The organism is Clostridium aromativorans (genome assembly GCF_020908015.1).
GTDB lineage: Bacteria > Bacillota > Clostridia > Clostridiales > Clostridiaceae > Clostridium_B > Clostridium_B aromativorans.
The window spans coordinates 40,139-63,587 of record NZ_JAJJPB010000007.1 but is presented as its reverse complement, the minus strand read 5'-3'; the positions used below and the strand labels follow the sequence as shown (position 1 = coordinate 63,587).

Annotated in this window: 15 protein-coding genes, 1 riboswitch and 1 other annotated feature; of the genes, 6 read left to right on the top strand and 9 right to left on the bottom strand. The window is 33.8% G+C overall.

Annotated features, from left to right (window positions below):
- The first annotated feature begins 3 nt into the window (after positions 1–3).
- Both tsaB and rimI read left to right on the top strand, forming a co-directional pair.
- Positions 4–717 carry a tRNA (adenosine(37)-N6)-threonylcarbamoyltransferase complex dimerization subunit type 1 TsaB gene (gene tsaB, locus LN736_RS07740; RefSeq protein ID WP_150356817.1) on the top strand — a complete coding sequence of 238 codons (714 nt, stop codon included), beginning with the start codon at positions 4–6 and terminating at the stop codon, positions 715–717.
- Entirely contained in the window at positions 710–1,159 is a 450-nt protein-coding gene (gene rimI / locus LN736_RS07735) for a ribosomal protein S18-alanine N-acetyltransferase (RefSeq protein ID WP_150356829.1), read from the top strand. Before tsaB ends, rimI begins: the two co-directional genes overlap by 8 nt.
- 79 nt (positions 1,160–1,238) lie before the next feature.
- Here the strand turns inward: rimI and tyrS are convergent, their stop codons facing one another.
- The 3 genes from tyrS to LN736_RS07720 all read right to left on the bottom strand — a co-directional run bounded on the left by tyrS (position 1,239) and on the right by LN736_RS07720 (position 4,404).
- Positions 1,239–2,459 (bottom strand): tyrosine--tRNA ligase, encoded by a 1,221-nt coding sequence (tyrS, locus tag LN736_RS07730; protein ID WP_179978420.1) that lies wholly within the window; start codon positions 2,457–2,459, stop codon positions 1,239–1,241.
- A 252-nt stretch (positions 2,460–2,711) separates the two neighbouring features.
- Entirely contained in the window at positions 2,712–3,122 is a 411-nt protein-coding gene (locus tag LN736_RS07725; protein ID WP_150356819.1) for a hypothetical protein, read from the bottom strand.
- 133 nt (positions 3,123–3,255) lie between these two features.
- A complete protein-coding gene (locus LN736_RS07720) occupies positions 3,256–4,404 on the bottom strand; it encodes an AlbA family DNA-binding domain-containing protein (protein WP_229981296.1) in 1,149 nt (382 codons plus the stop codon).
- A gap of 302 nt (positions 4,405–4,706) precedes the next feature.
- Here LN736_RS07720 and LN736_RS07715 point away from each other — a divergent pair, with 302 nt between their 5' ends.
- Positions 4,707–4,868 carry a zinc-ribbon domain-containing protein gene (locus LN736_RS07715; RefSeq protein ID WP_150356821.1) on the top strand — a complete coding sequence of 54 codons (162 nt, stop codon included), beginning with the start codon at positions 4,707–4,709 and terminating at the stop codon, positions 4,866–4,868.
- A gap of 70 nt (positions 4,869–4,938) precedes the next feature.
- Here the strand turns inward: LN736_RS07715 and LN736_RS07710 are convergent, their stop codons facing one another.
- Positions 4,939–5,499, bottom strand: coding sequence for an ECF transporter S component (locus tag LN736_RS07710; protein WP_150356822.1), 561 nt, complete (start codon positions 5,497–5,499; stop codon positions 4,939–4,941).
- A 441-nt stretch (positions 5,500–5,940) separates the two neighbouring features.
- Here LN736_RS07710 and LN736_RS07705 point away from each other — a divergent pair, with 441 nt between their 5' ends.
- Both LN736_RS07705 and LN736_RS07700 read left to right on the top strand, forming a co-directional pair.
- On the top strand, positions 5,941–6,927 hold the full coding sequence (locus LN736_RS07705; protein ID WP_229981295.1) for a phosphatase PAP2 family protein: 987 nt from the start codon (positions 5,941–5,943) through the stop codon (positions 6,925–6,927).
- Positions 6,928–7,043: 116 nt separating this feature from the next.
- Complete coding sequence (locus tag LN736_RS07700; RefSeq protein WP_150356824.1) at positions 7,044–8,636, top strand: peptide chain release factor 3; 1,593 nt, start codon at positions 7,044–7,046, stop codon at positions 8,634–8,636.
- Positions 8,637–8,725: 89 nt separating this feature from the next.
- Here the strand turns inward: LN736_RS07700 and trpS are convergent, their stop codons facing one another.
- From trpS to LN736_RS07675, 5 genes are all read right to left on the bottom strand, one after another.
- Positions 8,726–9,739 (bottom strand): tryptophan--tRNA ligase, encoded by a 1,014-nt coding sequence (gene trpS / locus LN736_RS07695; RefSeq protein ID WP_150356825.1) that lies wholly within the window; start codon positions 9,737–9,739, stop codon positions 8,726–8,728.
- 59 nt (positions 9,740–9,798) lie between these two features.
- Positions 9,799–10,042: a binding site (T-box leader), on the bottom strand.
- Positions 10,043–10,157: 115 nt separating this feature from the next.
- Positions 10,158–10,532, bottom strand: a complete 375-nt coding sequence (locus LN736_RS07690) for a desulfoferrodoxin (RefSeq protein ID WP_150358134.1) — start codon at positions 10,530–10,532, stop codon at positions 10,158–10,160.
- Between the two features lie 80 nt (positions 10,533–10,612).
- The gene (locus LN736_RS07685; RefSeq protein WP_150358135.1) at positions 10,613–19,231 is read right to left on the bottom strand and encodes a GH36-type glycosyl hydrolase domain-containing protein; all 8,619 of its coding nucleotides are present in this window, start codon (positions 19,229–19,231) and stop codon (positions 10,613–10,615) included.
- A 97-nt stretch (positions 19,232–19,328) separates the two neighbouring features.
- Positions 19,329–20,624, bottom strand: coding sequence for a diaminopimelate decarboxylase (lysA, locus tag LN736_RS07680; RefSeq protein ID WP_179978416.1), 1,296 nt, complete (start codon positions 20,622–20,624; stop codon positions 19,329–19,331).
- 33 nt (positions 20,625–20,657) lie between these two features.
- Positions 20,658–21,860 (bottom strand): aspartate kinase, encoded by a 1,203-nt coding sequence (locus LN736_RS07675; protein WP_150358137.1) that lies wholly within the window; start codon positions 21,858–21,860, stop codon positions 20,658–20,660.
- Between the two features lie 80 nt (positions 21,861–21,940).
- A riboswitch (Lysine riboswitch) is annotated at positions 21,941–22,156 on the bottom strand.
- Positions 22,157–22,314: 158 nt separating this feature from the next.
- Here LN736_RS07675 and LN736_RS07670 point away from each other — a divergent pair.
- Positions 22,315–23,385, top strand: a complete 1,071-nt coding sequence (locus LN736_RS07670; protein WP_179978415.1) for an ATPase — start codon at positions 22,315–22,317, stop codon at positions 23,383–23,385.
- The last annotated feature ends 64 nt before the right edge of the window (positions 23,386–23,449 follow it).

Sequence of the window (23,449 nt, the reverse complement as noted above, 5' to 3'; positions counted from 1 at the left end):
AATATGAAAATTTTAAGTTTGGATTCTTCTACCGAATCAGCAACATGTGCTATACTGGATGAATATAAACTATTTGGTGAAATTACTTTTAATTATAAGAAACAACATTCTACAGTTCTAATGCCTATAATAGATAGACTTTTGAAAGACTTAAACATAGACATAAACTCCTTAGATGGATTTGTTGTTTCCAAAGGGCCTGGTTCCTTCACAGGTCTCAGAATTGGAGCCGCTGTAATCAAGGGACTAAGCCAGGGTACGGGAAAACCTTTTATTGGGGTATCTTCTCTAGATGCTCTAGCCTATAATTTATGCTATACTCCAGGTATTATATGCCCAATACTGGACGCTCTCAGAGGAAATGTATACACTGCAATTTATAACTTTGTCAATGATAATTTAAATATTATGAGCAGATATATGATTATCTCCATTGATGATCTAATTGATCTGCTAAATCGCCATAATAAACCTATATACTTTATAGGAGACGCCATACCAAAATTTAAGGAGAAATTAACTTCAGAGGTAAAAGATTCTCATTTTGCACCTGTGCACTTAAACTTAGTAAAAGCCTCTTCCTTAGGCGAACTAGGGTTAAAGCTCTTAATTTCTGGTCTACAAGATGATCTTTACAAATTTGCCCCTTTCTATTTGAGAAAATCCCAGGCAGAAAGAGAATATGAAAAAAAATTGGGGTCTTTTAAAAATGATTGATGTGGAAATATGTCCTTTAAAGCCAGAATATATTGACAGCGTACTTGCAATAAACAATATGTGTTTTCCCACACCCTGGTCAAGGGAATCTCTTGAAAGAGAAATTAAAAGCAATACCCTTGCTAAATACGTAGTTGCTAAAAAACTTGACATACTAATGGGGTATGCAGGTATGTGGCATATATTAGATGAAGGACACATAACAAATATAGCAGTCCATCCTGAATACAGGGGATTTGGTATTGGAAGTGCTCTGCTAGATGCACTCATAGAAATATGTAAAATTGAACTCATAACCAGCATGACTTTAGAAGTAAGAAAGTCCAACCTAATTGCTCAAAATCTCTATAAAAAATATGGATTTGTAGAAGAAGGTATAAGAAAGTCATATTATATGGACAATAAAGAAGATGCCATAATAATGTGGAAACATAATATTTAAAGGCTCATCCAGGACAAAATTTGTTTAATATGATTTACAAATCTATTAAAACAGCTGTCCTGGATAAGTTATATCCTATTTATTTAAGTACAATTCTATTATAATTTTTCTTACCTTTCCTTACAAGCATATATCCATTTTTAAAGTCATCTTCTGTAACAATAAAATTAGGATCTCCGACTTTCTTATCATTTACAGTCAGACCATTCTGATTTATAAGTCTCCTGGCCTCACTTTTAGATGGCAATATGTGCAGTTCAACTAAAAATTCCACTATAGAACACCCTAAAGAATTTTTAGTTGTTTCCACTGTAGGTATATTTCCCATATCATGACCACCAACAAACAATGTCTCTGAAGCCTTTTTAGCTTTTTCAGCCTCATCCTTTCCATGTACAAGCTTAGTAACTTCATAGGCCAAAGTTTTTTTAGCTTCATTTATCTTCTCTCCAGGAAGTGCTCCAAGTCTTTTAACTTGATCCATTGGAAGGAAAGTTAAAAGCGTCAAGCATTTTTCAACATCAGCATCATCTATATTTCTCCAATACTGATAGAAATCATAAGGTGATGTTTTTTCCTTGTCTAACCAAAGTGCTCCACCTTCAGTTTTACCCATTTTCTTGCCATCGCTTTTAGTCAAAAGCGTAAATGTCATTCCATAAGCAGGTTTATGCTCTTTTCTTCTAATCAGATCTACTCCTGCAATAATATTTGACCACTGATCATCTCCTCCAAACTGAAGTACACAATTGTACCTTCTGTTTAATTCTAAAAAATCATAAGCCTGCATTAACATATAATTGAATTCAAGAAAAGACAGTCCCTTTTGAAGCCTCTGTTTAAAACATTCCGCTGTAAGCATTTTATTTACAGAAAAATGAACTCCTACCTCTCTTAAAAAATTTATATAGTTCAGATTCAAGAGCCATTTGGCATTGTTCTCTATAATGGCCTTTCCGTCTTTTAAATCTATAAGTCTTGAAAATTGTTTTTTAAAGCATTCAACGTTATGTTGTATCTGTTCAGGAGTCAACATTTTTCTCATATCAGTTTTGCCGGTTGGATCGCCCACCATACCTGTGCCTCCACCAAGCAGAGCTATAGGTCTATGCCCTGCTTTTTGCATATAAGACATAACCATCATCTGTAAAAAATGTCCTACATGAAGGCTATCTGCGGTAGGATCAAATCCTATATAAAACGTTATTTTTTCTCTTCCCAATAATTCTCTTATCTCTTCTTCATGAGTAGTTTGTTTTATGTAACCACGTTCTAATAATATGTCATAAACATTAGTCAATCAAAATCACAACCTTTCAAATAATAAGTACAGCTGTTATAATGTATAGTATATATTCAAAGCTTATCTTTTTCAATATTTTACCCAGATATTGCAATTTTACAACATTGGCATTATTTATCACCTGATGATTTCAAAAAATTAGAGACAATAGCAATGATATTTGTCAGATAAAATATTAAGACTGGAAACCTTTCCAGTCTTAAGTATATTATAAAGATTAAATTGTTTTCGCATCAATAAGCAGCTCAATTAGGCCACATACTTCATAATAAATTCTGGTATTTTTTCCTCTTCTTCATTTATGCTTATATAAAAATTCACTCTATATTCTGCCGATAATTTTTCAATATTATAAAACAAATGCGACATATCTTCAAGATTCCCATCTATAATATTAAACAACCCATCAACAAAGATTGTATCAATATCATAGTCCTCTGAAAGTATGCCGCACAAAAAACCATAAAAAGTTTCCATCTTTTTTAATTTAAAATCACTTGTAGCTATAAACCTTATTTCCCTGTTTAATTGAAATGACGGTCGTTTGTCATCATCTACATAAACAATATGCCCCCTTCCTATATTTGCTTTTTCATTAGCCAAATTAATCAGCTCTTTTGTTTTTCCTGAACCTCTTTTGCTGCAAAACACATGAATCATTTCTATCACCCCTTAATTTAATATTTAGGTGCCATCCTTATACATAGATTATATAATGTTCAGAATATTTTTTCAACAGCTATATAATAATTTATAATAAAAATCACTACATTTTTTGCATTACCACCTCACATCATTTGAAATTTTTAATGCCGGGATAAATTACTTTAAAATTATAATTCTTCATAGAATTTATAAATTTAACCTTTCCCTTATTTTTAAACTTTTTCCGCATTCTATTAAAACCAGATGAAATATTCACAGATCTCTCTTTAGTATCAAGAGCTATTATCTTTTCATATATCCACATATTCCTATTTAAATAATTATAAAAATTTGCATTCCTTCTATTTATTAAAATACCCGGACTGGTTACCACCATGCTATTATACCCTAACACAACCTCTATTCCCCTGGAAAAATCCGAATAATCTCTATACACTATAGCTTCTCTTATTCCTTCATTTACCGCTTCCACAGGATATGATTTCACATTTATAATCTCCTTAACTGTCTCCTCTGCTTTGTCCATCATAGAGAGCAAATCCCCTTGAATTACAACAACGGATTTAAAATTTTTATTAACCTTATTGACTATTTTTATCATGTTATGGGGCACACATATATTATTAACTCTGGAGAATACCAGCAGCCCACCCAAGGTGGCCATATATTTCCCCGAATTTTTGTCCATATATATTATTGAAGCGTTCTCCATTAACTCTATTTTATTGTCATCAGTAATCTCTATTCCCTGGGATAAAAAATATCTGCGTACTATGTTATCATCTATGCAGTTCAAATCACTGTGGGGTATTGGACAAAGTTCCACATCTATAATTAGATTTTCCTGAAGAGCAGAGATTATTTCCTGTTTGCGCATAGTATCATTAGTTGAGCCTCTTCTTATATAAAAAGCTCCATTGTCTCTCATCTGGTAGGGTCTTTGGGGACTGTTATATATATTTATAACAGCTATATTTTTGTTATTATACTTTAGGATTTGGAGTGACACCGGTATTGGAGGATCAATTCTAGAACTAATTATCTGTTGTATTTTTTCCTCGCTAAAATTTATTTTATCAACACCAAGTATTCTTTTTGTTTTATCTTCAATTCCTATTATGAGGTAGCCCCTACCCCCTCTAGAATTAGCTATAGCACATATATCCTTGGCCAGTTCTTTTCTTCCACTATCATTTTCAACATTTATGCACTGTTTAAAATCCAATTTAGGTCCTTCTGATCTTTTCAACAAACTAAGAAATTTTTTTATATCCATAAAAACAACCTCAATTTTAACATATGCCTTTTATTTTTTATTATATATTACTCTTGTTAAAATTCCAAATGACTCTTACTGCTATATATTCTGTATTTCAGTTATATCAATAAATTGGGGAAAGCAATATTCTTCTAAAACATTGCTTTTTTATTAGAATATGGTATAATGTGAATAGAGTTTTACTCTAATTATAATTTATGTATATTAGGTCAAATTTTTTCAAGGTACTATATTCTCCTTAACCCTAGGAGGTAGATTATCAAGAATAAAATTAGTCCTGGTTAAGGAGGTTTATTTAAATGGCAGATAAGACAATCATATGTAAGGACTGTGGAAAGGAATTCGTGTTTACTGAAGGTGAACAGGAATTTTATAAAGAAAAAGGATTTGAAAATGACCCTGTAAGATGCCCAGAATGTAGAAAGAAGAGAAAAGCGGAGAAAAACAGAATGAGAAGATAAATAAAGAGAGGTTTATCCTCTCTTTTACTTATTTACCGTCAGCAACTTAGCTGCATAATTCCCAACATTTCTATTTTACCAAATTTACTCTTTTTAAAACTTTTGCCAGTGGAAGTGCTATAGCCATTCCCACAATGCTCTGTGCAATATTTCCCGGAATTTCTGCCGCTGATAATACAAGTGCCTGGGAGAAACCTATATTGGTTATGTAATGCATCATTAAAACTCCGGCTGTATAATACGCTGCTATCATCCAGACGCAAGCCATAGCAAATGCTAGTACATTATTCCACAGCTTTTCCCCATTATATTTTCCTCTATAGGCAATTGCTGCCGCAATCCACGCCATAATACCCTTTATAAAAAAAGTAAAGGGCGCCCAAATAGCATAAGGTGAAAGAATATCAAATAAACTCATTCCTATAGCAGCTGAAAAAAAACCTTTTTTTCTTCCCAAAAGTACTGCTGCTAAAAGTACCATGCTGTCTCCCAGATGTACGACTCCCCTAAACACAACTCCTGTCGGTATATTGATTACAGCTGTAGCAATATAGGTTACCGCTGCCATAAGTGCTACTTGAATGATATCTCGAACTTTTAGATCACTAATGCTTAATTTTTTTTGTTCCATTACGGTCAATCCTTTCTCTAATTATAAGTTAGTACTATTATATTTTTGTTTACAAAAAAGTCAAAATGTATGGGTACAATTTTATTTTATAATAACTTTGCTCAATAAGGGTAATAATATATATTGAATAATAGATTTAAGAGGAGGAAACAATGACATTTTTCAAATGGCTTTGTAATCTTATAGTTATATTATTTTTCATAGGATTAATGTTAAGAATAGGAGCAATATCTATAAACATTTTGCTTTTAATATGTATCTCTGTCTTTACATTGGATCTATTAGTTACCAGGAAAAAACACACATAAATTTACAATTTTTTATGATTTTCACCAACCTCTCTATGTACTTTAAAAAACAGTAAGTATATGCGAATATCTTATATACTTACTGTTTTACTCATGATATAATTTATCTTGTACATAGGGAGGTTATAATTTTATGCAAAAATTAGTAGAAAAAAAAATATGGAGAAGAGCAAAATATATATGCCTAGAACTTCTGGAACTATTAAAAAGGTACTATTTTGTGCTTATAGGTTTATTTTTTTTACACAGAGCCCTGCACATAGCACCTTATTCATCCATCAGTCTAACCAGCAAAATATATTTATTTATGCTTGCTTTAATATGTTTTACTGTTTATAAAGACATTAGACACGATGTTAAATTAATTCCATTTCTATTAATATGTACTGTTTTTTTCCTGTTTATATTTTATATAAATAAACATGGATATGGATTCTGGGGTAAAATGTTACGATGGCAGATTAAAAAAGATATAATAGTAAATCTAAATCCCATTTTCAGCAGTATACCTTTTAATGATGGAAGTTTTGCAAGAGTATATAAATCAGAAACTCTAACCTGGTTTTTCAGAATGGTATACAACAATGGTTTTGTACTTCCCGTTCTATTGGCATTATACAGATCTGCATTAATTATGGATTTAAAAAAGATGCTTCGTTATACATTATCCGCCCATGTTCTGCAAATATTCTTGATAACTCCATTTTACCTTACCTTTCACCTGCAAGAGGTATGGTATGTACTTGGACAACCTGATGGACTGGCCAGACACTTAAGTTCTAAAGCTGCTGCTGGAATTACACTCAATTGTTTTCCTTCTATGCATACATCTATATGCTTTGCCATGTTCTTATTGGCACTTAGGGAAAGAAATAAAATATTCAAATTTATCTTTGGATTTTTTTGCCTGAGCGTAATATATTCAACCCTGTATCTTGAAATTCACTGGGTAATAGACATAATTGCCGGTATGATTTTGGCATATGTAACTGTAAAATTGTCAGATTTTATATTGGACAAGACTAAAATATTATTTGAAAAACCTTTAAATATATTCTACTACAAAAATAGAAAACCTATTTATGTTAATAATTATTATTTGTACACCATGAAAAACTAATTTGTTTTTAAAATACACTTGTCAACACTATATTTATCTGAAGTTGACATTAATATATAATAAAGTTAAAATCAGTAATGGAACTAACTAATAGAGAGAATAGGAGAGAAAATGTAGTGGCAGACTTAAGAAAAGAGATAGAAAAAAGAAGAACTTTCGCAATAATATCTCACCCGGACGCTGGTAAAACAACCCTTACTGAAAAGCTGCTATTATACGGTGGTGCCATAAGACTTGCAGGTTCAGTTAAGGCTAGAAAAGCTACAAAACATGCAGTATCAGACTGGATGGACATTGAGAAAAAGAGAGGAATTTCTGTAACTTCATCAGTAATGCAATTCAATTACGATAATTACTGTATAAATATACTGGATACACCAGGACATCAGGATTTTAGTGAGGATACATATAGAACTTTAATGGCTGCAGACAGTGCTGTAATGGTTATTGATGCTGCAAAGGGAGTTGAAGCCCAGACTAAAAAACTTTTTAATGTATGCAGTTTGAGAGGAATTCCCATATTTACATTCATAAATAAGATGGATAGAGAAAGCAAAGATCCTTTTGAACTAATGGAGGACATAGAAAATGTACTTGGTATAAAATCTTACCCAATGAACTGGCCCATAGGATCCGGTAAAGATTTTAAAGGTATATATGACAGAAAAAAAAATTTAATAGAAGTTTTCAATGGAGGCAATCATGGTCAAACTGCAGTAACATCTGTAGAAGGTACGGTGGAAGATGCCGTATTTAAGGATCTTCTGGGAGAACCTCTCCACAAAAAGCTTCAGGAAGATATAGAACTTTTGGATATAGCTGGAGATAAATTTAATATGAAAGAAGTTAGAAAGGGTATGCTTACTCCCGTGTTTTTCGGCAGTGCCCTTACAAATTTCGGGGTAGAGCCCTTCTTAAAAGAATTTTTAAATTTAACCTCACCGCCATTGCCCAGAAAATCTGACATTGGGGAAATAGACGCTTTTGATCCCAGGTTCTCAGCCTTTGTATTTAAAATACAGGCCAATATGAATCCCTCTCATAGAGATAGAATTGCATTTATGAGAATATGCTCTGGGAAATTCAAAAAAGGAATGGAAGTATTTCACATACAGGGAAAAAGTAAAGTCAAACTCTCCCAACCACAGCAATTTTTAGCTCAGGACAGAGAAATAGTAGAAGAAGCATATGCCGGGGACATAATAGGTGTATTTGATCCAGGGATTTACAGTATAGGAGATACCCTCTGTTCTCCTGATAAAAAATTTAAATTTGAAAGTATTCCCGTTTTCGCACCCGAACATTTCGCCAGAGTTAAAACCATAGATACCATGAAAAGAAAACAGTTTATAAAGGGAATAACAGAGATCTCACAGGAAGGTGCAATTCAAGTATTTAAGGAATTAAATATAGGCATTGAGGAAATCATCATAGGTGTAGTGGGATTACTCCAGTTTGAAGTATTAGAATATAGGATGAAAAGTGAATACAATGTGGATATAAAAATAGATGTCTTACCTTACAGAGCTATAAGGTGGATAGAGAACTCTAAAACAGCATTAGAAAATTTAATTTTAACAAGTGATACAAAAAAAGTAAAGGACTTAAAGGGAAGAGATATATTGATATTTCAAAGTGAATGGAATATCAGCTGGGCACTGGAACACAACAAGGGCCTTGAACTGTCAGATATAGGAAAAGTAGAATAAATAACTTTTATCAAGGGCAAATTAGATGCTGTTTTACAGCGGTAATTTGCCCTTAATTTATTGTACCTAAAATTCATATACCAGATCTTTTATTTTGACACAGGTATGAATCCTATTTTTTTCTGCATTTTCCTCAAGACTTTACTGGACACATAGTATGCTTTTTCTGCACCCTTCTTATATATTTCCTCCAGATATTTTTTATTCTCAAGAAATTCATTTACTTTGTTCTGTATGGGAGAAAGTTCTCTTATCAAGGCTTCTGCTACATCATTTTTAAATTCGGCATAACCTTTTCCCTTATATTTAGCTTCTATTTCACCATGACTCATTCCAGCAGCTGCAACCAATATATTTATGAGATTTTTCACACCCGGCTGATCATCTGTGTATTTCACCACACCTACACTGTCCGTAATACACCTACTTATCTTTCTTCTTATCACTTCAGGAGGATCCATAATCAGTATGTAACTGTTAGGATTGCTGGATGACTTAGACATTTTTTTTGTAGGATCCTGCAGATCCATTATCTTGGATCCTCCTTCTGGTATATACCCCTCCGGTAAAGTAAACGTAGGACTATAGGCATTATTAAATCTTTCAGCTATATCCCTAGTAATTTCAATGTGTTGAGTCTGATCTTTTCCTACAGGTACAAGATCTGCATTGTAAAGCAATATATCTGCGGCCATCAGTACAGGGTAATTGAGGAGTCCTGCACTTACACCCTCTGCCGTATCCCCATACTTTTTGGCCTTGCTTTTATACTGAGTCATTCTCTCAAGCTCTCCCACATAAGTAAAACAGTTTAAAAGCCATGCTGCTTCACTATGAGTAGGAACATGAGATTGAATAAATATGGTATTTTTCTCAGGGTCTATGCCTGCAGCCAGATATATGGCCAGTACTTCAAGTGTCCTTCTTCTCAAATCCTTTGGTTCCTGCCTTACAGTTATGGCATGTAGATCCACCACACAAAAATAACAGTCGTATTTATCCTGAAGCTTTACCCAGTTCTTCAAGGCTCCAAAATAATTTCCTATGGTTAAATTTCCCGAAGGTTGAATTCCACTAAATATTACTTTTTTCTTATTTTCCATAATTTTACCTCCAAATATTACAATATTTTTGATTGATAAAAAGCGCCCTATGATTTAAATCATAGGGCGCTTTTAACGCTGTACCACCTAAATTCAAGAAGCTCAAAGAACCTTCTCCTCAAAATGGATCACAAAATCCTATCTCATAACGCAAGAATTACGGTTAAAACTACTAAAAATTAATTTAATTCATTTTACTCCTCTGGAACCCATTCAATTTAAGCATAATTATTGTACTTTCACCATATACAACTCTCTATAAATCTGTTTTTAAATTTACTTGCTTCCCTTCAAAGGATTTAATTTATATTAAATATTATTATATATTTTACTATAAATATTCTAAAATTACCATAGTAATTTATTTTATTATAAAAACCTCCCCAAATTTATGGGGAGGCTGGAACAAAATACGGTATTATTTTTTCCAAAGTCCATGCAAATTACAATATTCTCTTGCCATTACAACTTTTTCATCCAGTTTAAATGTAGCTTCCGGTTTTTCACCTGGTTTCAAATATTTTCTATAGATTTTATTTTCAGTATGGACTTCGATCCACTGAATATAATGTTCTGGTGTCATAGGATGTTCAACTGATCCAACTTTAACTTTTACTCCGCCATCTATTTCTTCAATTACAGGTACATGTTTTTCAAGAGCAGCATCCACAGTATTCTCCTCTATCAATTTCATGGGTTTGCCACAACATACTAAAGTTCCACCACCTTTATAGAGAACCTCCACTATATTGCCACATACTTCACATTTGTAAACTTGTTTGACTTCTATCATGATCAATTCCTCCTATTAATATTATTATATAATATAAATTCTCTATACATAGTAGAAAACCCTTCTAAAAATTTTATATTTTATATATTTATTTTAACACTATGCTGTCCATGCTTAAAAAATGGTATTATTCCATCCTCAATTTTATCACCATCAACCCATGTTCCCTTTTCCTTTTCCCTGATCACCTGTATATCATAGACACAATCATCTCTGTTATATCGTATGCTGTAATCTTTCCATTCCTCTGGCACGGAAGGCGTTATGACAAAGCCTCTGTTTTCCTTAAATGTCATTCCGAGTATGGTCTCTACACCTGCTCTATAAAGCCATCCTGCCGCCCCTGTATACCAGCTCCATCCTCCTCTCCCCACATAGGGCTCTACTGCATACACATCTGCTGCCACCACATAAGGTTCTACCTTATAGACATGACAATTCAAATAATCTTTAGCATGGTTTATAGGGTTTATCATAGAAAAAGTTCTATAGGCTTTCTCCCTATCTCCTATTTTAGCAAAAGCCATAATGGACCATATGGCTGCATGGGTATACTGTCCTCCATTTTCTCTTACTCCAGGTATATATCCTTTAATATATCCTGGTTCCAGAGAGGATTTGTCAAAAGCCGGTGTAAGCAGCAATATGATACCCTTATCCTTTTTTATAAGATTCCTGTCCAGGGCATGAACTGCCTCTTTAGCTCTGGATTCCTTTGCAGCTCCAGATATAACTGCCCAGGATTGAGAAATTGAATCAATCTGACATTCTTCATTTTTCACAGACCCAAGCGGAGTTCCATCGTCAAAATAAGCTCTTTTATACCAGCTTCCATCCCAGGCATTTTTCTCTAGATTTTCCTTTATAAATTCCTTTAATTTAGAGTATTTTATGATCTTTTCTTCATCCTTCATAAATTTGCACAGCGGAATGAGCTTATCCAATATACTGTATAAAAACCATCCCAGCCACACACTTTCTCCCTTTCCTTTATTTCCCACGGTATTCATTCCATCATTCCAGTCTCCTGAACCCATGAGTGGAATATTATGCTCTCCAAATCTACATGATTTTTCAATAGCTCTTATACAGTGATCATAAATAGTTCCACTTTCCTCGGATACGGGGGATATACTGTATCTTTCATATTCATCATCTTTTAACTGACTGTCATTAAGATATGGTACCGCTTCATTCAATATGCTATAATCTCCCGTATTCTTTATATAATCCTCCACTACATAGGGCATCCAAAGCAAATCATCGGAAAACTTGGTCCTAATGCCACTTCCTACATACGGGTGCCACCAATGCTGAACATCCCCTTCTAGATACTGTCTGGATGCACTGTAAATTATGTGCTCCCTGGTTATATCAGGACGTATATAGGATATAGCACTTACATCCTGAAGCTGATCCCTAAAGCCATAGGCACCCCCAGATTGATAGAACGCAGTCCTGGACCAGTACCTGCAGGATATCACCTGATACATAAGCCATCCATTTAACATTATATTCATTGAATCGTCAGGAGTATTGACCTGTATAGTTTCAAGTGTACTTTTCCAATAATCCTGGCTGTTTTTTAACTCCTGCTGAATGCTTCCGGCATTACTGTACTTCTCTATGACTCTGTTGATTTCCTCAAAATTATCCTCCTGCCCAAAAAGAACAATAATTTCCCCTTCTGAGTTGGCATCTAATTCCACTTTTACATTTTGAGCCATACAGGGATCAAATCCAGCTCCCACCGTATTAGAAAGGTTTTTAAGGCAGAGTCCTTCAGGTCTCCATACGTTCCCCTGGCGCCCTATAAATTCCGTTCTAACACCTGTATAGGACATCTGCTTGCCCCCCAATATCTTCAAATAACATATTCCATCTTTGAAATACTGGCTATATGGATTCTTAGCATATATATACTCATGCTCCTTGTCAACTCCAGTATATATATACTGCGCAGTTTGCTCATGGCAGACCCCTAATACCAATTTTGCATAGTAGATTATTGAAAGTATCCTTTTCCTCTTACCTATGTTATGCAGTTTTATCCTGCACACCTTCACACTGTCCTCTATGTCTGCAAACACAGTCATTTGACCCACTATTTGGTCTGCTTCATGTTTAAAAATAGAATAGCCAAAACCATGCTCTATTACATATTGTCCCGAATCCCTTACAGGTCCAGGAGATATACTCCATATATGTCCCGTTTCTTCATCTTTTACATATAAACTTTCAGCCTCGCCATCCATCACAGGATCATTTGACCATTCTGTAAGTTTGTTTTCCCTGCTGTTTTTATTCCAGGTATAGGATATACCACTTTCAGAAATATGAAATCCAAATCTCCTATTAGAAATAACATTTATCCACGGCGCAGGAGTATTGCTATAATTTTTCAACACTATTATATAGGACTTTCCATCCTTTGAAAAACCACCTATGTCATTAAAATATCGAAGAAGAGGAATTTCAAAACTGTAGGAGGAAATTACCTTTCCATTTTTATTATAGACAAAATCACCAAGATTTCTCACCCTTTCATCTTCTAGAGAATCCATACTACACATAAACTGCTTAAACAATTCTCCCTCTTGACCGTCTATTACAAATCTGGACACAGCCTTTAGAAAATTCACATCTTCCTCCTTTACTTCACTTTTATTTAAAATGAATACCCTTCCATCCTTATTTCTTCTGATTCTAGATAAACTATTATTTACAATATCTCTCAATTTGTTTTGGAGAGGCTGCATATAAGAGCTATCTTCCAGATTTAATAAAACCAAATCCACTGATAGGTTTTTCAAAGTCCAATACTCCTGAGCACGCAAAAGCTGTCTTACAAAATCTATATTGCTCTCATCTCTTATAATAAGAAGAACTATAGGTAAATCTCCTGAAATTCCGTAAGGCCACAATGCAGACTGACTTTTTTTCATATTGACTATATATTTGTATCTATTTTGAAATAGATCACTTAAAAACAAAATTTTTGAGGCTATCTTCTGGTACACATTTATCTGGTTTGATGTTATTCCAAGATATTTCATCTCCAGCTGAGCTTCAGTCCATGAAAGTTGAAACATTCTATTCACATTGCACATATCACCATATTTATTTGCCAGTTTAACTGCATTTTCCTTAGAATCTGCCAGCATAGTGCTATAAGCTACCTTCCCAGTCCTACCAGGCTCTATCCTTATTCTAACTCTCAAACTTATTATAGGATCAATCACCGCTCCTACCGATTTTGTAAGCTGTACATCATTATCCATTGCCCTTGGATTCACGAGATTTCTACCCCTCCCTATAAAATTATCCCTATTGGTTTCATATTGAATGGTACCTGCCCGTTCACCTTCTACTGCTATAGTTTGTACAAGCCATTTTTTCTGTTCTCCTGCATTTCTGGATCTTCTACCGGCAATAATGCAGGTTGGATTTTGGATGAATTCAGTTTGTATAAATAATTTTCCAAAAGCAGGATGAACCAAATCCGCATTGTAAGAAGATAGAGTCACTTCCAAATAACTGGTTATCTCCACTTCCCTTACAGAATTGCTCATATTTGTGATAGAAATCTTTCTTATTTCTCCACTGTCCTCATGGGATACGGTGATCTTCATATGGGTTCTTAAATTTCCATCTTTCCTTTTAAATTCTGATTTATCTGGCGAAAACACAACCTCATACTCCTCAGGTATACCTTTGCAGGGTTCATAGGCAGCACTCCAGTATTCATTGGAATTTATATTTTTTATATAAAAAAACATTCCAGTATCATTCGTAACCACATCTTCACGATATCTATATAACATAGTATCTTCCATTTTGCTGTATCCGCTGCCGCTGTTCGTTATCATTAAAGAATATCTTCCACTGGAAATTACATTTACCTCCGGTACATCTGTCTTCGCATTATTATATTTTCTTGTAATTACGTTCTCATTTTGAAAAACTGTCTTAGGCTTTCCAGTATCCTGCTTCCTATCATAAATAACATTCTTAGAACTTTTTTCCTGTAGTAAAAGTTCCACAGCTCTTACCCTCGGCACTCTATGAAATCTTTCTTGAAGTATATTCTCCCTTAGAATATTGTCCAATGACATAAAACTCATGCCTTCATGATGTACCATAAAACACTTCACCAGTTTATTTTTTTTGTTTTTTGAAAATCTTTTTCGAGTATAATCTATAGCATCATAAAAGCCATATTTCCCCTCGGCCTTCAATTTGATAATAGATTTTACATTATTTAAGGCATTTTTAAAATCTACCTGAAGGGCCATAATAGAAGCATAAGGTGCAATCACCAATTCATTAACAAGACCCCTCTTTAGTCCGATGCCCGGAACGCCAAATGCCTTATACTGATACACAGAATTCAAATCAAAATCATAATAGGCAGATTCTGAAATGCCCCAAGGTACATGCTTACTATCGGCATACCTTTTTTGTGCTTCAACTATATATTTATAAGTGTCACTCAATAAAGTTCCTGGAAAATTTTTCATAATTATCAGCGGCATCAGATACTCAAACATAGTTCCAGACCAGGATACCAGAGCTTTACCTCCTCCAGCATAGGTCATAGCCCTTCCTAAGTTAAACCAATGAGATTTTTCTACCTGACCTTTAGCTATAGCTACAAAGCTTGCTTGCCTGGCTTCTGATGCAAGAAGATCATAATAATTATTACCTATAATATTATTTTCCACATCGTAACCAATGGCAAAAAGACGCCTTTTTTTATCATATAATATACTAAAATCATGCTCTTCACCCATCTTTACAAGTTTTTCTTTTACATCCTTGAGTCTCAAAAGAAGATCATCTGCTTTTAGCTTGGTGATATTCAGCATGTTTTTCAGATCACCTATGTTCTCATTCATGTTTTTATCGTGATTTTCAAATCCAAGGTGAGCTAATCTATCAATTGTACTGGATAATTCTTTCAATGATATTTTATTAGCTAGTTTATCTAATTCTCCCTTAAAAGCTTCAAATCTTTCATCTCCGCTTACAAGATCAATCCAGGGGAAAAATTCATCTAATTCTTTCTGAAAGTGTGAGGCCATATATTTAACCTTCTCATTCCAATACAGATCGCCATAATTTTCATTGATTTCACAGGATTTTTTTATAATGGATCTCAAATAATCTTTAAGAGAATATATATTAAATTCATTTTCTGACTCCATAAAATTTTCATATATTCTTGGAACCTTAAATTCTTTAGCTATTTCCTCCTGAGCCAACCTCAAGGTATCCTTTAGCCCAAAGCTTAAATTCTTATTTACAAGTGGGCAATTCAAATACTCCTCCAGAGCTTCTATCGTAACCCATATATACCCTACCAAATTCCCACTATCTACTGTGGATATATATCTGGATCCAAGAGGTTTCTTAGTCTTTATATCATACCAATTGTAAAAATGTCCTCGATGCTTTTCCAGAGATCCCATATTTAAAATTATATTTTCAAGTCTGTATTCAACTTCTTTTATTCCCACATATCCTAAATCGTAAGCTACTATATTTGATGTAATGCCCATAGCCATATTAGTGGGAGAAGTTCTATAAGCCAGGCCTTTATACGGCTCTTCTTGATAATTATCTGGAGGAAGCCAATTATTTTCAGGCAGTGTGAAATCTTCAAAATAAGCCCAAATCTTCCTGCTTATCCTCCCCAGCAGTTTCTTTTCCTCATACTTCATCTGTATCTTTTCATCATTTTTTTCTTCTCTGCTTACACTAAATGCCATCCAGGGTGCTAAAAACCAGATTATACAAAAAGGCAGCATAAAAAATAAAGTATCAACACCTCTTCTAAAAGCTAGAAAAGCTATAATTACGCTAATGGCACTGCAGATCCACATTGATCTTAAATACCCCTTAAATGTTTTTGAAGAGGCAGCTTCCGCATCTGCCGCCGTTTGCCACTGAAGTAAATTTCTCTTACTTATAGACATTCTGTAAATTGTCCTTATTATGGCATCTAACATCAAATAGGCCTGATAGGGTAAAAAACTCAATATAAGAAAGAATTGTTCTACCGCATTTCTGAAATTTACCATATTACCTGATAGACTTATCCCCTTTACAGGAGATACCACAGCCTCTGATACATCAAAAAATATAGGACACAATAGTGAAATCAACGCCATAACCAGTAAATTGTCCGGGGTTTGAAATAAAGTCAAAGCTGCTGCAATAAGTATCATTATACCCGGCTGCACAGTACTTCTCCTCAAATTGTCAAATATTTTCCACCTGGACAATTTATTCAGAGGACTTTTTTTAAAAATCCATGGTATCAATTGCCAGTCCCCTCTGACCCACCTGTGAAGCCTTTTACAACTTGAATTATAATAAGCAGGATATCCATCAATAAGCTCTATATCAGTCACAAGGGCCGCCCTTACGTAAGAACCTTCTAACAGGTCATGACTCAGTACTGTATTTTCAGGTATTTCATCCTTCAGAACTGTATTAAAAATATCTACATCATAAATTCCCTTTCCCGTAAATATGCCCTCATCGAACAGATCTTCATACACATCAGAGATAGCTGTAGTATATACATCTATGCCAGTCTGCCCAGAAAAAATGCTTGAATAAAAAGTTTTATTTGCACTTACTACGCCTACACTTATCCTCGGCTGCATCAGTCCATGCCCTCTTATTATTTTTTTATTATTCAGATAGGGAACATTTAGAGGATGTGCCATAGCTCCTATAAGCAATTTAGCCGTATCTTTTGGAAGTATAGTATCTGCATCCAGGGTTATTACATATTTTACCTTATATAAATTGCCTATATCTCCGCTTACAATATCATAACTAGTAGTTTTGTCACCCCTTATGAGAGCATTGAACTCCATTAATTTGCCCCGTTTTCTCTCCCATCCCATCCACTTTTTTTCTCTTTCATTGTATTCTCTGCACCTGCTCAAAAAGTAGAATTTATCTTTTCCCTGTTCTCCATATTTTTCATTGAGTTTTTTTATTTCATCCAGTGCAGTATCCACTATAATTTTATCCTTATAATCTTCCTTTTCAGTACTATCCTTAAAATCTTCAAGAAGTACAAAATACAAATTTTTTTCTTTATTTGCCAAATAGTACACTTCCAAGTTGCCAATAAGCTCCTTCATCCTATGAGCCTTGCTTGTAAGGGTAGGTATTACTACAGCAGTGCTGAATTCTTCCGGTATGCCCTGCTTAAATTCTATTTTTGGTATAAACCTGGGTTCTGAAAGCTTATTTATACTCCAATTAAATATAGATATAAATATCTCACTGCTTGGTATTAAAAGAACAAGCATTTCTATTATGTATTTCCACAAAGGCAGATTTTCAAAATAAAAATTTATTCCGCTAACTAAAACATCTAAAAAAATAGTTCCCAATACTATGCTTCCTATATAAAAGTTAGGAGTCATATTATTGGCGATCTTAAAATCAACTTCTCTATACTCCTCGCCGCTGGATTTTATTTTTTTCTTTAAACAATATGTGCCGCTATCTATTAAATAATATCCTACATGCTTCTCATACTTTTTTGCAGTTTCAAGAGCTTCTCCAGCACATTCCACTGCCTTTTTTGCTATGAAAGATTCCGGTACGTTTATAGCCTTGGATAATTTTTCTATTCTATGTCTATAATAATCTTTCGAGCAAAAATCCATTTTACTATAAATTCCCGCAGGATCCTTTTTTAAAATCCGTTCCACATAACTTAAGCGTTCAAAATTTTCTTTCCAGTTCAGACCACATACTTCTCTTATTCCCTTAATTGAATTTTCCATTAAAACCTGATATATTCCCTGTTTCTGATGATCGATATTTACCATTCTCTTCACGCTGCTGTCTTCTTTATCCAGCTCTTCATCTATCCAATTATATACTTCAATGTACCCTATAAAATTATCTCTCAATACCCTTATAAATTTTTCTGTAAAATGAGAGGTAAATCTTATTTTTTCTCTCTTTAACTTTTCTATCTCCTCATTGACGTTTTTCCCTGAGTTCATAATTCTTTCTGCTACAACTTCAGCTCTATTTCTCTCTTTTTGCATGAAAACTATACTATCCGTTATATTACTGATATTTTGAAGCAGGGCTATTCTTATCATTACAGGCAGTGCCCAGAGTTCAGAATTTTTCAATACTTTATTTTCTTCATATGAATTTATAAAATCCTCTATGGTATCTTCATCCACAGCGCCATAAGTATGAGATAACATTTCTTTGGCAATATAATATATCCTGGGATATCCTTTCATAATGCCTTCCTTTATTACCGGAAGATTTCTATAATAGCTTTCCGTCATATTTGCCTTTATATCTTTATATTCCTTTTTTATCAGATATAAATTATCCAAGAGCCATTCAGCACAAGAGGCCACTTCTATTTTCCCCTTAATCTCGCTCTCAAAAAAATCACATCCGTCTAAAATACTTTTATATTCTCTATTCAAACTTCGCATCAGCTTTTTTTTACAGCTTCTTTTTCTATCAGCTGCTGGAATAACAGCTATTTCCCTGGCATATTTTTTTAATTCCTCTTTACTCATATTAAAAGCAAGGACGTTATCCCCTGCATTGTGATCTGTATTTTCACATCTATTTAAAACTCTATAAATCATTACAATTACCATAATTATAGCTATACTTATAATATAAAGCATAAAAAAATCCATCCTTTCCTGCGAAAAAGAATTTATGTAATATTTATTGTTTCCAATAAAACACAAAATATTAATTCACAGAAGGGATAGATTTAAATTAAATCATTATTTCATTCTCTATCATTTCATCAAAGCTCTGCCTTTTGGAAATCAGCCTGGCCTCTCCATCCTTTACTAAAACTGCTGCCGGAATCGGAACTTTATTGTAATTACTTGCCATGGAATAACAATATGCCCCTGTGGTAAACACCGCCAGAATATCCCCTGTTTCAGGCTTTGGAAGCTTCACGTCCTTTATTAATATGTCTCCGGACTCACAGCACTTTCCTCCTACGGTCACAGTTTCCTCACAGCTATCCTGAATCCTATTTGCTATGGCACATTCGTAGTGAGCCCTGTAAAGAGCCGGTCTTATATTATCCGCCATACCTCCGTCTACAAATATATATTTTCTTATACCCGGAATATTTTTTATAGCGCCTACAGTATAAAGAGTAGTTCCAGCATTACCTATTATGGATCTCCCGGGTTCTATTATCAGTGCTGGAAGCTTTATATTAAGTTTTTTGGAATCCGCCCTAGCTTTCACCAATATGGCATTACAAAAATCCTCTATAGATTTGGGGTTGTCCCCTTTATTATAGTATACTCCAAACCCTCCCCCTAGGTTTAATTCTTCTACTTCATAACCCGTTTCGTCTTTTATTCTTTTCACTAAATTCAACATGATTTCAACTTCATCTTCATAGGGCTTTATTTCAAATATCTCAGAACCAATATGACAGTGAACGCCTACAAATTTTAGATTGGACATATCCATGGCTTTTTTTATAAATTCCATGGTTTCACCATTTAACATGGTAAATCCAAATTTAGAATCAACCTGCCCAGTTTTTATATATTCGTGGGTATGGGCTTCTATCCCCGGAGTCACTCTGAGGAGTACCTTTTGTACTCTATCTTTTTTCTGTGCTATAAAATTTATTTTTTCCATTTCACAGAGATTATCCACCACAAATTTTCCCACTTTAAAATCTATTCCCATTTCAATTTCCTCTGGTGTTTTGTTATTTCCATGAAAATAAACCTTTTCCATTGGAAAACCACTTTTAAAAGCTGTGTAAAGTTCTCCACCTGATACTACATCCAAATACAATCCTTCACTGTCTATTATCCTGCACATGGCCAAAGTTAAAAATGCCTTTCCAGCATAGGTTATCTTATTATTCCTATCTCCTTCAAAAGCTCTATAATATCTTCTACATTTATCCCTGACTAAATCTTCATCTATTACATAAAGAGGAGTTTTAAACCTCCCTGCCAGATCCTCTGCACTTATTCCTCCAATATACAAAACATTATCCTTGACTTTCATGTTCCCAAATAACCTCATACTGGCTTCCTCCTAAAAGTTTTCGCATAACCATTATAAGTTAAATTCCCTGGCTATAACATTTATTGTCTTGAGCTTATCCTTCTGCTTTATAGCACAAGTAATTCTTATCTCAGAAGTAGTTATCATCTTTACCGCTATGTTATTTTGTCTAAATAGTTTAAACATTTTGGCAACCACTCCTGATGTGGTCTTCATTCCTATACCAACTATAGAAAATTTAGTTATGTCTTCATCTATATCAACTTGTACCTTGCCCTTCGAATAAGACTTTAAAATACTCAAACATTCCTTTAAATCTTCCTTAGGTATAGTAAAAGATACGTTCACCTTGTTATCTATAGGTGCTGTCTGGCTTATCATATCCACATTTATTTTTTTGTCAGCTACCTTTTCAAACAAGTTGGCAATAATATTTATATCATTGTCAATGTTTCTCACTGTAACCGCTACATCATCATCACTAGTAGCCAGCCCCGTCACTGGCTTGCTTTCCAAATTCATATCATCTACCCCCTTAATAACTGTTCCTCTTATATCACTATTACTTAATCCCACATATACAGGTATATCATATTTTTGTGCAAGTTCTATGGATCTAGAATGCATGACCCTGGCACCCAGACTTGAAAGCTCAAGCATTTCCTCATAATCTATTTCATCCAATTTTTTAGCATCCTTATATTCCCTCGGATCCACACTGTATATTCCATCCACATCAGTGTAAATTTCGCATGTCCCATTTAATTTTACCGCTATAGCTACAGCTGTAGTGTCAGAGCCTCCCCTTCCAAGAGTAGTGACATCGCCTTCAGTATTTACACCTTGAAATCCAGCTGCAATTACAACTTTCCCATTATCTAAAGCTCTTTTTATCTTATCCTCGTCTATATCATCTATAAGAGATTTGCCATATTGTCCGCTGGTTTTTATACTGATTTGATAAGCCGTATAACTTACAGCATCATATCCCAAATCCTTGATAGCCATAGCAAGCAGTGCGCAAGATCTCATTTCTCCTGTAGATAAAAGCGCATCCAATTCTCTTTTATCCGGATTTTCCGTAATTTTTTTAGCCAGCGCTATAAGATTATCCGTAGTATCTCCCATTGCTGATACTACAACTACCAATTTATTGCCTGCTTCAACTTTATTTACTACCGACCTAGCTACAGCTTTTATTTTTTCCGGAGTTCCCACAGAACTACCTCCATATTTTTGAACAATGATTGCCATAATACTCCTCCCTAAAATTATTATAAAAAATAAGTACAGCAAAGGGACACACCTATACTGTACAGATATACATGGTTGTGTACCTTTGTAGCTCTCCACTAAAATAGTCTTACCCAATTCCATCAATGAAAATACACCAATTATTACATATTTTAGTGACAGCTTTATATATATTTTATACAAAGCCAAAATCAGTTCCGCCAAACTAATTTTTCGGCTGTAATTCCTTTCTTTATCTCTCAAATGTCTGCCAACTAAAAATAAATACTATTAATTACAGCGCCTCCACCCTAGGTATCTAAATATTAAATTGTTCTAAGTTTATCATAAATATCTATTCATTTCAACTATTTTTTGACTAAAATTCAATCAGTGCAATATATGCCCCCAGATGGAACTCATAGAAAATATTAGCATATCATATTAATGACTGTAATAAGTAGGAGTGTATATAATGAGTTATAAAATAAAGCATTTCTTTACAAACGGAAATACTTGGGGAAATTCTGACTTATTCTTAAACTTTATAGAAAGCCAGAAAACATCTAAAAAAATATTTCTCTTAAAAAGCAAATCTATGTTTTTAAAATCATTTCTAATGAAAAAAATAAGTGAATATTTTATTAAGGATGGATATGATATGGAATATTATCACTGTCCCTGTGATGAAAATTTCTTACATGGAATAATCATAAAAAAATTAAACATAGTATTGTTAGACAGTAGTTTATTAAAAACAACAAGTTCCCCATTGCCCTATGAAATACTGGATTTGGAGAAAAATCTTGATAAAGTGAATTTCAAAAAATATATAAAAAAAGAATCATATATAACCACAAAAATTAAAAATGCATTAAATAGATCCTACAGATTTATAAAGGCTGCGAAACTTATGCAGGAAGATTGGGAATACTATAATAAATCTGCCATTGATTATTCAAAATTAACTGTAACAATTGAAAATTTAAAATCAAAAATATTATCCAGGGTTAAAGTTGAATCTTCAGGGAAAGCCAAACACCTATTTGCCACAGCTCTTACTCAAGACGGCATAGTATCATTTATAAACACCTTATACGATGAAACCGGAAACGTATATGTGTTAAATGGTGATCCAGGCACCGGGAAAACGACAACTCTCAGAAAAATTTACAAAGAAGCCTTAAAAAAAGGCCTGTATGTGGAAGTATACCACCATCCCTTCATAGTAGATAAATTGGAACACGTTATAATTCCTGAATTAAATACCGCTGTTATAACTTCCAATGAAATCAATAAAGCTCAATTTAACGGCATGCAAATATACATGAACAACTTAATTGACTACAGCAAGATAAACAAGATAGATTTAAAAGAGGATAAAAAAAATTTCTATCTTTTTCTCAATAAAAGTCTGTCTATAATGGCTTCCACTAAAGCTCTCCAATATGACTTGCAAAAATATTTTTTTGAAAATATAGATTCAAATACCCTGAATACTGCCTGTAAAAAACTTCTAGGCAGATTAAGAAAATGTGAAAAATAAAAGGCATAATGAATTCTACATTATGCCCTTATTTTAAATTTCAGAAGCAAAAATATATTTCATA

Bases quoted from the DNA above. Each gene is read 5' to 3' on its own strand.
- rimI (WP_150356829.1), top strand. From the start codon at position 710: ATGATTGATGTGGAAATATGTCCTTTAAAGCCAGAATATATTGACAGC.
- trpS (WP_150356825.1), bottom strand. From the start codon at position 9,739: ATGGAAAATAAGAAAAAAGTAATATTTAGTGGAATTCAACCTTCGGGA.
- LN736_RS07690 (WP_150358134.1), bottom strand. From the start codon at position 10,532: ATGATAGAAGTCAAACAAGTTTACAAATGTGAAGTATGTGGCAATATA.
- LN736_RS07685 (WP_150358135.1), bottom strand. From the start codon at position 19,231: ATGCTTTATATTATAAGTATAGCTATAATTATGGTAATTGTAATGATT.
- LN736_RS07715 (WP_150356821.1), top strand. From the start codon at position 4,707: ATGGCAGATAAGACAATCATATGTAAGGACTGTGGAAAGGAATTCGTG.
- tsaB (WP_150356817.1), top strand. From the start codon at position 4: ATGAAAATTTTAAGTTTGGATTCTTCTACCGAATCAGCAACATGTGCT.
- LN736_RS07720 (WP_229981296.1), bottom strand. From the start codon at position 4,404: ATGGATATAAAAAAATTTCTTAGTTTGTTGAAAAGATCAGAAGGACCT.
- LN736_RS07725 (WP_150356819.1), bottom strand. From the start codon at position 3,122: ATGATTCATGTGTTTTGCAGCAAAAGAGGTTCAGGAAAAACAAAAGAG.
- LN736_RS07710 (WP_150356822.1), bottom strand. From the start codon at position 5,499: ATGGAACAAAAAAAATTAAGCATTAGTGATCTAAAAGTTCGAGATATC.
- LN736_RS07675 (WP_150358137.1), bottom strand. From the start codon at position 21,860: ATGGCAATCATTGTTCAAAAATATGGAGGTAGTTCTGTGGGAACTCCG.
- LN736_RS07705 (WP_229981295.1), top strand. From the start codon at position 5,941: ATGCAAAAATTAGTAGAAAAAAAAATATGGAGAAGAGCAAAATATATA.
- lysA (WP_179978416.1), bottom strand. From the start codon at position 20,624: ATGAGGTTATTTGGGAACATGAAAGTCAAGGATAATGTTTTGTATATT.
- LN736_RS07670 (WP_179978415.1), top strand. From the start codon at position 22,315: ATGAGTTATAAAATAAAGCATTTCTTTACAAACGGAAATACTTGGGGA.